Genomic DNA, 11,787 nt, shown 5'->3' with positions numbered 1-11,787 from the left:
AATGTATGGATCCTCACTGGGATACCTGCAAAAAGAGCAGCCAGCATAGATAACAACCCCGATTTTGGCATGATAGAATGGACAACATCAAATTTATATTTTCTAAACAAAGAATATAAACGAAAAAGTGCTACAAGATCATGCACTGGAGAAATTTTTCTTTCGATAGACAGGGGTATAATTTTCAAATCCAAACCGAGTGGTTTTAAAAAAGTCACATCCTTTGTATTTGTTATAACGTTGATGTCATATTTAGGATACATAGCCTTGAAATGATCCACTAAAAAAACCTTAATAGTAAAATCAACAGTGGCTACGAAGCATATCTTTTGTCTCTTCATACGGATTTTGGTCCTGTGATTTCACTTTTTATCTTGAAGTTCATAGTCGCGCATCAGGCTATGAAACCTTTCCATTACTGACGTCGTTACCGATTCAATAACCGCCCTCTTAAAAAAAAGTTCTCTGCAGCCCAGCAAAGAGGTAGCGCAATCGATCACTACCTTGAAAAGGGTCACCATAATAGATAGCGCTGCATATGACCACTGCCGGCGACGGGAAAAATGTGAGAGCTGAACTTTTAAAAGCGCCAGCCGTGCTCGCCAGATCTTACTCAAGCGAAAATGTTCCTTACGGTACGCAAGTAGCACCTCCTCAAGACACGCGAACCGACTCTCCGGATAGGCACGAAGGAGAAGTTCCTGATCGTCAGCGAGAATGGCTTCAGGAATACGATAGCGATAACGGCGAAACCACTCAGTACGACCCATCCAACTCGGATGGGCTAAGTATAGACCACGCCAGGGATAGGCACAAATCTCTTCATGTGTGCCGCGAAAGGGTATAAGTCCCAGGATATCATGATAATTTCGAAACACCAGTGCACGACAACCAAGCAGATCAACCCCCGGATTCCTCTCAAGAAATTCGAATTGCCTCGTAAGCCTCTCCGGAAAACAAATGTCATCCTGATCCATACGCGCAAAATAGCGACCACGCGCGAGATCAATCCCCTGATTAAGGCGATAAGCAAGCCCACGATTTGTTCCGTCACTCAGAACGCGAAGTCTTGGGTCAGAAAACATCGATGCTACTTGCAGTGAATCATCAGTCGATCCATCGTCCAAAAGCAGCAACTCGTAGTCTTGAAATGTCTGTGCAAAAACAGACTTCATGGCACATACGAGCGTGGCCTCGCCATTATAAACCGGAAGGACAACCGATATAAGTGGAGAAATCATGCTTTGAGAGCAATGTAAAACAAGATGGCAGCGGTACCGTAAGTCATGGTGTATTGGCTCATAAAACCTTTCCAGCTAAAATTTTCTCGTATTGAATAACAACGCTGGCCCAAGTAAACTGCTCCTGCCAGCGCTTGTGTCCCGTACAACCAAGCTCAGCGAGAAGTTCCGGCGAATCCATAGCTCTTCGCATCTCTTCAGCCAGATTTCCGGGGTTAGTTCTCGTAAAACCGTTTCTATCGACATTAGCTGGGGCGACAATGCCGCATCCAGTCCATTTTGCGATCTCCGCTGCGTTACCAACGGGGACACTAAGAAATGGTGTTCCGGCTGCGGCCGATTCATATAACACAAGCGGTGAGTACTCAATATTGGAAGCGAACACAAAGAGATCAGCATTCTTAAACGCCTGTATCAACTCCAACCTTGGTAAATCTATCAACAACACTTGTTTAAGGGGAAACTGATCATTTCCCTTCTTAACCCAGTATCGTATCGGGCTCGAAAAGCGCAGAGGTATATATTTTGTTATAGATACCGGTATATTCAATTTTTGCACAATTACCTTTATAGACTGCTCGACAACGGCAGACAATCCTCTCATGGATAGAGTTTCCTTAAAATGAGATGCAATTCCCATAATGTATATTGCTCGCTGAGACATCTTTTTTCTTCTTAGACGAACAATGGAAGCGAAATCATTGAAACAACGCATCAGCTCAGACGTGCCTATCTCCTTATAATGAACTTCAGCAGGTACAGGATCGGTGTAGTCAACATCATAGACAACCAGCGGTGGAGCAGGAATATTACCATTTAGTATCAACGTTGCAGGGCGCCCACCTGTATCAAGTTTGACAAAGGCTTTCGCTATTTCGAGATGTCCTTTCATCCCTGTGAGACTACCAACGGTAAGAAAGACAAAGCTTTCTTCGGGAATACTGTGGCGCAGCCGGAAATGCGGATCACGTGGAACCCCAAATTCCAACTCGCTGGCTCCGTTTGGAAGAACCGAGAAATGCCGAATCCCATGAACACGCGCATATTCAATATCACGATACCGAGTGGCATAAAAAATAAGATGGTCGAACAATTTGAGAACAGCAGGCAGTTGTTGAAAATATTCGGCGTATGAGGATTGATAAAATCTTGAGAAACCGCATGGGATAAATATCTTACGTGCACGTACTTGATGCAGGATGGGCCACAAAGCATCAAACGTCCATTGCTGTGCAGCCTTTATGAGAAGCGCGTCTGCATCAGTATTGAGGACAAACTCTCGATAACGCTCGATTTCACCCCTCATCCCTTTCACCGCATTGCCGACCACAGAAAACTCCTCAATACGCACGCCATTTAGTTCACTGAACGTACGATTTGCCAGGCGCGTCGTGGCTACAGTTACTTTATGCCCACGCAGTACCATGCGTTCCGCCAGCTGACGCACCACCTCCTGTACACCACCCACGCTTGGATAATAAAATTCACAGCAAAACAGTAAACGCACTTCTAACTCCCCAGCTATTTGGAATAATGCCATTATCTCTTTTGCTCAGCATGTTAATTCTTGTCTCACGTTACGTGTGGTGATTTTCTGAGAAAATCTTAGCTCCTGTTTTAAGGAGGGTATAATCAGGACGTCTTTTATGAACTCGTGTAGCCAGCTCCCTCATCATAATCCACCGATATGATACCAACTATAGGATCCTTTATAATATTATCCATGTTGGAGGTATAAGATCACGAGTATCGTGTGACGCTTTATTAAACCATCGTCGTGGAGCTACAACTATTTTGTGTGGTGACGGATTCAACCAGGCGCCCCACCAACTGAATGAACTATTTGCTATAATGTGGTGTTGACAATGCTGCATGAGCAGCATGTCAAAAATACCTCTTTTATTGGAGTTGTGGTTAACAAAAGTTGCAGGGTATTGAAAATTGAGATTCCCCTGTGCCCACTCATGATCATCTGAAAAGACGAAGAGATGTAATTGTGCAACACGCTCTACGATGTATTTAACAGCATCATGATAGTAATCGAGAGAACAGACTCCATGAGAGTAATTTGTATGTGGATCATTCACATAATCACCACGACGCACGTGCAAAGAGACCGCATTCACCGCCTCGATCTGCGCCTGCATTTCCACATTTTTCACATCGAGTTGTTCGTGCAACGTGAAATCACGTCGAATCGCTACGGAATTGTGGGAGAAGTAACGTTCAGTTTGCCAATATCCGTCAAGATAAACGGGCGGCATGACACTGAGGACTCTTTCATTATACGCAAATGAAGTCTCCCGAAACACCGTTTTTGAAACAAGAGGCACAAAATGTCTCTTTATGCGTTGTGACAAAGAGTTCCGCTTTGTGCTTATATTAAAAGTATTGATATCTTGCTTGCTGGCAACCTCTGCGCGTATATTGAAATCGACAAGTTCATACCTACGTAACGTATAGTGTTCAAAATCTGCAATGTCCAGTTTCAACGATACGTCGTAATGATCTGCAAGCGACCTCGCCATGGCGTACTGAAACATCTGATTACCAAGACCGCCAATCAACTTGACGATAATCATGGCACACTATCAGGGCGATGCCAGACCAGCGTTAACCCCGGTAATCCCGTACCCTGCGCAATGATCTGATATTTTCCGCTCATCAAACTCAGTGTATCGCATACAGCTTGATACGGACCAGTATTATACCCAGACTCTTCCGACTGATTAAAGGTATCATGAACCAAGATATGGGCATTAGGCACATGGGTTATTATTCCCTGAAGGTCGCGTTTTACAGAATTGTAACTATGATCGCCATCAACAAAAAAGAGCGGGGTGAATTTGGTTCCGCTGACCATTTTACATAGGTTCAACGAAGTGTCTAACCCATCACCCGTGTGTAATGTCACCCCTTTCAGACCTCGTACGAGGATGCCCCTTTTGGCGCCGGGATGTTCGACATGGGAGACATCATCCGGCAGATCGATTGAGTGGATTTCGGTATTGATATTAAAGGACTTGATTGTCTCAAAGAATATTCTTGCTGATTTGCCAATGTTGGTTCCCCATTCAAATATGTGTGTAGGTTGAATTTTGGTAACCGCTGCGGCTAAAAGCAACAATTCATCCAATGGAAATGGGTGAATCCCAACGATAGGCACGAGCCTTTTAATGATGAACTTTGAGAGAACCCACTTGTCAATCTCAAATTCAGCACATTCATTGTTTCGAACTGGTGATTCATGTAGAGAGCATCTAATCGATAAATACCTTTTTGTTAACCTTATCATTTACATCACCCTTTAGAATGAATGGAACCATACGGCTTTTTCATTCTGTATCATTGCCGGTTCGAAAACAGATTCCGTGTGCCTCGGTCCAGCGGCAGCAAGCGCCTCAGCTGTTGAAGTATTATACAGGCCTATTTTTCTCATATTCTTGCTTTTCTTAGAAACAGAATCAATCTATAAAAGTATCCACCTGAAAAAGAATTTACCAGATAAATAATTCTACGCAGAAAAGTTTTGTCTCCCGACAACAAGCGATATCCAAATGTATTTTTTGCAAAGCGTATCTTCCAACGAGGGAATTGATTCATGTGCAGTAGTGATCCAGATTCAAAACTATCGCGGAATGTGTTATCCGTCAGCAATCCCTTTTCCTTTGCATAATTGAAGAGATCCGTGGCAGGATAAGGATAAAAAATCGTAATCTGAAAATAATCAGGTCTTATGATCTGATTTAAATGAACCGTTTCAAGGTAGTTTTCATACGTATCCCCTGGGGCACCAACAATATTGAAGGCATAAGATTTTATCCCATGTTTCCGCAGTAGGGAAAAGGCCCTCACAATCGATTCATTTGTCATTTTTCGTTTGAGTATGTTTCTTCTATACTCTTCATTGCCTGATTCAACACCTATGCAGAGAGTTTCACAGTGAGCGGCTTTCAGACTCTTGCAAATCTCATCGTCCAGGGTTTCGGGCCTTGAGTTGCAATCAAAAGGGGTGTTCGTAAGTTGTCTATATTCTTCCAGAAATTTCAGAAGCCACTTTTTGTCCTTCACAAAGGTATCATCGTCAAAATTTATTTTATTTGGTTTATATCGCTCTATGAAATCCCGAACTTCTTCTATTGCTCTCTTCACACTCTTTTTACGAACATATCTACCTCTTCCGATATAAAGTCTTCGCAAATAATTATTGCAACAATAAGTGCAATTATACGGGCATCCTCTCGACAACATAATAGATACACGGTCACTAATTGCTTCTTTCGAAAAAACTGAATAGTCCGGGAACGGCAGATCATCGATATCTTCTATTAAATCACCTAATTCATTTCGAATGATCTCATTTCCATTTCTAAACCACATATTTTTTATACTGTGGTATTTTTCTCCCTTATCAATTCTATCCAGCAATTCACTCAGCGCGTTGTCCCCTTCGCCAATACAGAGGCCATCAATTTCTGGATTTTCCTCTATGATACTCGGACAGCATGTCGCGTGATGACCCCCGACGATGACAGGGATCTGAGATATGCTTTTCAGCGCCTTTATATATTTCAGCGCATATGGCCACTGGTTTGTAACAGTCGATACAAGACACAATGAATACTTCTTTTTTTTGAATTCGTCATGAAATTCATTAATATTGAATTTAAGAGGCTGATACAGATCCACATGATGGCCTTTTTCCTTAATGATGCCGCACAAAGAAGCTATCCCATAATTGACCCAGAGCCCCAGGTTTATTGAAGGTGATACAAATAATATTTCTATCCGGTTACCCATGTCTCCTTAGTTTATATTCTGACACTTTTTTTCATTCCATAGCCTCTACAAACAGAGAAGCAAATGTATAGCTATTGTATAAGTCAAACACATTTGCGACAATACCCCCTGCTCAATAAGATAATCTAATCGGCAAGCTCCTGGCTAAACAGCTCTTTATCATGGATGCTATCGAGATGGTTGTCTATGAACTCTTCCTGTACGGTTCTGTTGTATCTCTCAATATAGGCGTTAATCTTTGGACATCGGGGATAGGAGAAGAGATGAGGGATTCCATCCTTCTTTAGCTGACTATCAAACTCCCCTAAGTTTTCACTTCCGTTGTCGGACTGCCATGTGAGTATCTCTCCCGGATATACAGATTCGAATCTCCCATAGAAGTCTTTCATGTTTTTACTGTTCAGTTTCTTGTAATTTAAGGTTACAGCGAACTTTGATTTAATATCCATTGCGCTATAGAAGTAATCCTTTATCCCATCAGTCAGCCTCTCTACCGTATCAGAGATGATATAACCAAAATCAGCGGGTTTCGGTGAGTGTTTGACCTTTGCCCGCTTCTCTCTCTTTATATTCTGAGCCCACTTCGAATCCGGGTTATGGTACACACGACCGGATTTCTGAAAGAAGAAATGGTTTCTCTTAATTATATTGCCAATTGTTGATTCAGAGATAGGTGTTAGTCCTTTCTCCCTACAGTATTCATCAAGAAGGGGCTCGATCTTTTCTTTGCCAAGTCTTGGATATTTCTCTCTTAATTGCTCGATGAATTCTATGATCGGATAGAGAATACGGGGCTTCCTTGTTCGTATGGGACGGGTTGACGTAGGGATTAGGGCATCTATTTTTCCATTATTATCTTTCAGCCTTTTCCTCCACCGGCTTATGAGTTTTCTGTCTGTACCAAATGCTTCCTTTGTTGCCTTCTCTCCGTACTTTTCGTAGAATTGCATAATCTTCATTCTCTGTTGGGCTATTTCATTTGCATCAAAGTTTCTAAGGCTATAGAGCATATTCTGTAACCCCCTATAGCCTCGTATTCTACTAAATATCGGGTACGCTTTTGCATAGTGATCCATTAAGACTTAATGTCGCATATGTATTTTAACTTTTTCAGCTATTAATGGGGCAGGATACTAGTTTGTTTAATTCCAGGCTGCTTGCCACTTCAAACAGATTAAAAGAAGCCGGAAGATTACTGATAATATCATTTACTGGGTTCTCACAACTCGTATGAGGAACAGTTCATAGGCAAGGTCAACGATTTCCTTCGTTCCCTCCAAAACATTACGCAAAAAGTCTTTATCACCATAGTCCCCGGCAACATAGCGAACATCTTCGGGCAAGTTTTTTGCTGGACAAATGTTTCTCTCTATAACAGTAAGCTGCCTTCCTTTTGTGAGCAAAAGCTCAACGAGATGGGAACTGATATAACCATTACCACCAATCACGCAACAGGGGATCAAATGAATGGTCCTTCTAAGAAAAAAAAATGATCTTTAGCACTTCTTGCAAGTCAATCGTCGATTCCTGGTTACTCGGTGATTCAACATGATTGTTCCTTTATACTTTCAACAAAACACCCCAGACTCTCAGTATATTTTTGAAAATCAAAAACTTCTTTACCTAAGCTATATCCACGTTGGCCAATCAGGCCGACCTCTTGAGGATGATCAATAACGAATTTCATCTCCTCGATCAGTGCTTCTTTTGAATAGCCTTTCATAATCAGGGCATTTTCTCTGTCCTGAAAGTAGACCTTGATCTCTCCATGCCAGGTTGTAATAATGGGTTTTGCCGTTGCTGTATATTCTGCGATTTTGTGTGGAAATCTGGCCTCATCCTGAGAAGTTGGTCGAAGAGGAATCAAAAGAGCGGTCGCACTCTTGTACCATTGGATTAATTCAGGATATGGCAAATCGCTCAAAAAGCTGATGCTATGCCGATAGGCATAATAGTTACGTTCTAGTTTTTGAATCTCGTTTTTGTCCCCATGTAGTATGAGTACCAATGTGCATTTGTGCTCGTCTTGATCAATAAGTTGGACAAACGCGTCAAGGATTAGATCGATTACCTCTCTATACCCAACCCCAGCGCAGTAAACAAAGGTGGTACGATTATTGGCCACATCTCTATTTGACACAGGAATACTCGCAATTCTGGAAAAATCGGCGATCGCTGGTAACTTGAATATTTTCGCCTCTCTATTCACTCCTCTAACCTTGTTACACAGGAACTCACTTACGCATATACAACCGTGGCTAATTCTTGGCGCAACGCTACAGCAGCTATAGCTGTTTATTACCTGCCCCATGGCTTTCAGATTATACGCTAAATACCATTCCTCAATATTCAGTATAAACGGTATTCCATATATCAGGGACGTTATTTTATACAGCAACAACATAAATGCCTGATTATATTCGTATATCAAATAGACTTCATCATACTGTTTAGTCAAACCAACAATGAACTTTACACTATTGAACATTGTTGTGAGGTAAGACTGGATTTTTTTGATGAGCGAATTCGGCTTTAGAAAAGACGAAGGAATGTAAAACCGAAGAGTATCATATTCCCCAGACGTCTTTATCTCTGGCATTTCGTCAGATGAATAAAAGACACCGGACAGAACATAGACATCAAACCCGTATGTGGCGAGGAGTTTCCCCATCAACAGCGTTTTCTCCCTTCCGGCGCCAATTGCGTATGGAAATCCTGAGCCTTTGGCAAATATCACACATCTATTATTCAAGGTTTTGACTGCTTCACGCATTTTCATCTATCATCATTTTTACAACATCGTTCATTCTATACTTTGCCCTCCAACCAAGTGCTTCTGCTGCCTTTCGTGGATTAGCACACCCGATGGCAATATCTGCTGGTCGAAACAAGTTAGTATCAATAATAATGTGTTCTCGCCAATCAAGACCTAAATAGTTAAATGCGGCTGCAACAAACTCTTCAAGTGTATAACTTTCTCCTGTGGCAATAACATAAGTATCCGGTTGCCGTTGCTGCAGCATCATCCACATAGCTTCGACATATTCTGGAGCCCATCCCCAATCACGACATATGGATAGATTACCCAGCCGTAGCTTTTCTTTGCTTCCGCCAGCGATACGGCATGCCGCCGCGATAATCTTCTTAGTAACAAAACGCTCTGGCCTAAATGGTGATTCGTGATTAAAAAGAATGCCAGAACATGCAAAAAGATCATAAGCTTCACAATAATTAACAACCTCCCAGAAAGCAGCAGATTTTGCTATAGCATAAGGACTTCTGGGATGAAATGGCGTGCTTTCATCTGCTGCCAGCTCTCCGGTATCTCCGAAACATTCGCTGGAGCATGCATTATAAAACTTGATTTGCTTTTTGGTAAAACGAATTGCTTCAAGAAGATTAAGTGTTCCAATGGCTATACTTTCCATTGTTTCAAGGGGTTGGTCAAAGGACAATCCTACTGAACTTTGTCCTGCAAGATTATAGACCTCATCCGGTTGGACATTATTTAATATTTGAAGAACACTTCTAAAATCGTTAGCAGCCATTGACAAAAGGTTAATATGACTACGAATTCTAAGTTTTGAAAGATTACTGAAAGGAGAGGTCTGTGCATCTCGAGATGTCCCATAGACCTCGTATTTCTTGTCGAGTAGTAGGCTGGCAAGATATGCACCGTCCTGGCCAGAAATACCACAAATGAGTGCTTTCTTCATTTCTTCCTCATAATAATGATAAATAGACTTTCAATGTTTGTTCGGCACACTTTTCCCATGAGAATAAATTTATTCTCTTTAATCCTTTTTCAATCAAATCATTTCTTTTTTCAGTAGAAAATACAACAGATTCAATAGAGTGCATAATTTCTTCAATATCATATGGATCAAAATATTCAGCAGCATCCCCTGCTACTTCGGGTAATGAGCTTTTATTGCTGCAAACCACAGGACACTTAAAAGACATGGCTTCCAAAAGTGAGATGCCGAATCCTTCATACAGCGACGGGAAAACGAAAGCTGCGGCATTTGAATAAAGCGTGCTTAAAATATCATCATCACCACCCAGACAGACTACATCTTCTGTCTTAAGATTCAACTGTTTGATTTGATTGATTTCATCATTGGAGAAACGAGTCATACCAAAACATACCAATTTAAAAGTTCTTTGTAATCGTGGCGAATAAGAATATGCCTGTAACAAGCGGCTGAAATTTTTGTAGAAGCCACGTTGCCCAACATAGAGAATGTAAGGTTTATTGCCGATATTTAATGTACGTTGCGATGATTCGTTTCTTAGTGTATGACCAAGATAAATAACTGATATTTTTTGTGGACTCACATTGAAAAGATTGATTAGGTCATTTTTTGTGTTCTCCGAAATACAAATGATATGATTTGCCCTTTTAACTGCTTGTGCTTTGTTTTGAGACGTTTTATCTTGAGATGGAAGAAAGTCTCTGAATCTTTCATGAATCATATCATATACCGTTATGACCTTCTTCACCTTCGCAGGGGCAGTCCCATATCTGGCATAATAGGTTTCATGGATAATATCTGGCAAGCATTTTCGCGTCAGTATCCCACCAAGCAGAGCATTAAACAGAGTTAGCGCCTTCCCGGTTCTGGGAATAGTAGGTACGCGAATGCCAATTACCTTAAGCTTATCATTACTTTTTATATAACGATTAACGTAAAGTGGAGCATGAATACTAACAGCACATTCTTCATGATTAGCAATTCTACACGCCAATTCATAATAATAGCGAGATATGCCGCCATATTCTTGCCATGAGAATACTTGATGATCATATACGATGCGCATTATCTTGACTCACATCCTCCTCCAGAATGAATAAGTGATACACTATCACCAGACTATAAAACATATCCTTTATCCAGGCGGAATCTTGACAGATAGATCCCATCCGGTCCGGTAATGTCGGTTATCAAGGCTTTCTTCATAGAGTTTGCTCGTTTTTTCAGCAGATATTATATAGAACAACGCTCGATATACATCCAACGTCCCCTGGGCAGTTTTTTCCTAGGAAAACTTTTTGACCTGCTCCAGGCCACCAAGAATTCGGGGACCATCACGACCTTCATTCAGGGCAGTATCTAAGGCTTCTATCTTGAAATCTTCCTAATCCAACTAAAAATAGATCGGACATTCACCCGCAACCTCAACCGACGTATCAATCCTTGAAGCAATTACCGTGCATTCACCCGCCATAGCTTCCAACAAAGGTATTCATCTTGTACATCCGTTAACAGATCCACGTGATCCTCAATTCCGAGCTCGATAAGGTTTCACGTTCCTGAAGCGTCCATGGTGGCCCGACCACAAGGAGTCTTACTTATCTCCGTTCTTTCCATTGGCTGTATGCGGTGATCAGACTGTGGAAATTCTTGTAATATGTCCTAGAACCCACATAAAGAAAAAATGGTGGTTTTATTGTCTCATTGTGAACAACATCTTTCTTGTTAAGTGGCCTGAAAAACTCACTGCACGCCAGATGTACATGGAAACACTTGGCATCTTAATGATAAAATTACTGAACATCCTGACTGGTTGCCTCAGAAATGTTTAGTACTGCATCCACAGTAAGAGATAGTGTAACATGTTTTCTGTAAATTCAATAAAGGGTATAATTCTCAATGGATTAAACAATCCCCTAAACGGGAGAAAGGAGAACTATACCCATGAAGAAAAGTGTATCAAAAAAGATGAAAGAAGTCATTGAGAAACA

General features: G+C 41.4%; 12 protein-coding genes. 1 reads left to right on the top strand and 11 read right to left on the bottom strand.

The window, feature by feature from the left end:
- The 11 genes from NTU69_12190 to NTU69_12140 all read right to left on the bottom strand — a co-directional run.
- Positions 1–341, bottom strand: a 341-nt coding sequence (locus NTU69_12190; protein MCX5804265.1) for a glycosyltransferase family 1 protein, incomplete at its 3' end; no start/stop codon positions are given.
- A 21-nt stretch (positions 342–362) separates the two neighbouring features.
- Complete coding sequence (locus NTU69_12185) at positions 363–1,241, bottom strand: glycosyltransferase family 2 protein (protein MCX5804264.1); 879 nt, start codon at positions 1,239–1,241, stop codon at positions 363–365.
- A 58-nt stretch (positions 1,242–1,299) separates the two neighbouring features.
- Positions 1,300–2,781, bottom strand: coding sequence for a glycosyltransferase family 4 protein (locus tag NTU69_12180; protein ID MCX5804263.1), 1,482 nt, complete (start codon positions 2,779–2,781; stop codon positions 1,300–1,302).
- A 169-nt stretch (positions 2,782–2,950) separates the two neighbouring features.
- On the bottom strand, positions 2,951–3,823 hold the full coding sequence (locus NTU69_12175) for an alpha-1,2-fucosyltransferase (GenBank protein ID MCX5804262.1): 873 nt from the start codon (positions 3,821–3,823) through the stop codon (positions 2,951–2,953).
- Positions 3,820–4,536 carry a class I SAM-dependent methyltransferase gene (locus NTU69_12170; protein ID MCX5804261.1) on the bottom strand — a complete coding sequence of 239 codons (717 nt, stop codon included), beginning with the start codon at positions 4,534–4,536 and terminating at the stop codon, positions 3,820–3,822. Before NTU69_12170 ends, NTU69_12175 begins: the two co-directional genes overlap by 4 nt.
- Positions 4,537–4,676: 140 nt before the next feature.
- A complete protein-coding gene (locus NTU69_12165) occupies positions 4,677–6,041 on the bottom strand; it encodes a radical SAM protein (GenBank protein MCX5804260.1) in 1,365 nt (454 codons plus the stop codon).
- 125 nt (positions 6,042–6,166) lie between these two features.
- The gene (locus NTU69_12160) at positions 6,167–7,051 is read right to left on the bottom strand and encodes a hypothetical protein (protein ID MCX5804259.1); all 885 of its coding nucleotides are present in this window, start codon (positions 7,049–7,051) and stop codon (positions 6,167–6,169) included.
- 198 nt (positions 7,052–7,249) lie between these two features.
- Complete coding sequence (locus tag NTU69_12155; GenBank protein MCX5804258.1) at positions 7,250–7,489, bottom strand: NAD-dependent epimerase/dehydratase family protein; 240 nt, start codon at positions 7,487–7,489, stop codon at positions 7,250–7,252.
- 95 nt (positions 7,490–7,584) lie between these two features.
- Positions 7,585–8,820: a glycosyltransferase gene (locus tag NTU69_12150; protein MCX5804257.1), complete on the bottom strand. Its 1,236-nt coding sequence runs from the start codon at positions 8,818–8,820 to the stop codon at positions 7,585–7,587.
- Complete coding sequence (locus NTU69_12145; GenBank protein ID MCX5804256.1) at positions 8,807–9,757, bottom strand: GDP-mannose 4,6-dehydratase; 951 nt, start codon at positions 9,755–9,757, stop codon at positions 8,807–8,809. Before NTU69_12145 ends, NTU69_12150 begins: the two co-directional genes overlap by 14 nt.
- Before the next feature lie 7 nt (positions 9,758–9,764).
- Positions 9,765–10,862 carry a glycosyltransferase family 1 protein gene (locus tag NTU69_12140; GenBank protein ID MCX5804255.1) on the bottom strand — a complete coding sequence of 366 codons (1,098 nt, stop codon included), beginning with the start codon at positions 10,860–10,862 and terminating at the stop codon, positions 9,765–9,767.
- 574 nt (positions 10,863–11,436) lie between these two features.
- Between NTU69_12140 and NTU69_12135 the strand changes: the two genes are divergently transcribed.
- Positions 11,437–11,628, top strand: coding sequence for a hypothetical protein (locus tag NTU69_12135; protein MCX5804254.1), 192 nt, complete (start codon positions 11,437–11,439; stop codon positions 11,626–11,628).
- Positions 11,629–11,787: the final 159 nt, after the last annotated feature.

The sequence above is a fragment of the Pseudomonadota bacterium genome (assembly GCA_026388215.1).
Lineage (GTDB): Bacteria > Desulfobacterota > Syntrophorhabdia > Syntrophorhabdales > Syntrophorhabdaceae > JAPLKF01.
Note: the sequence above shows the minus strand (reverse complement) of the source record. Positions and strands in the feature narration are given on the sequence as shown.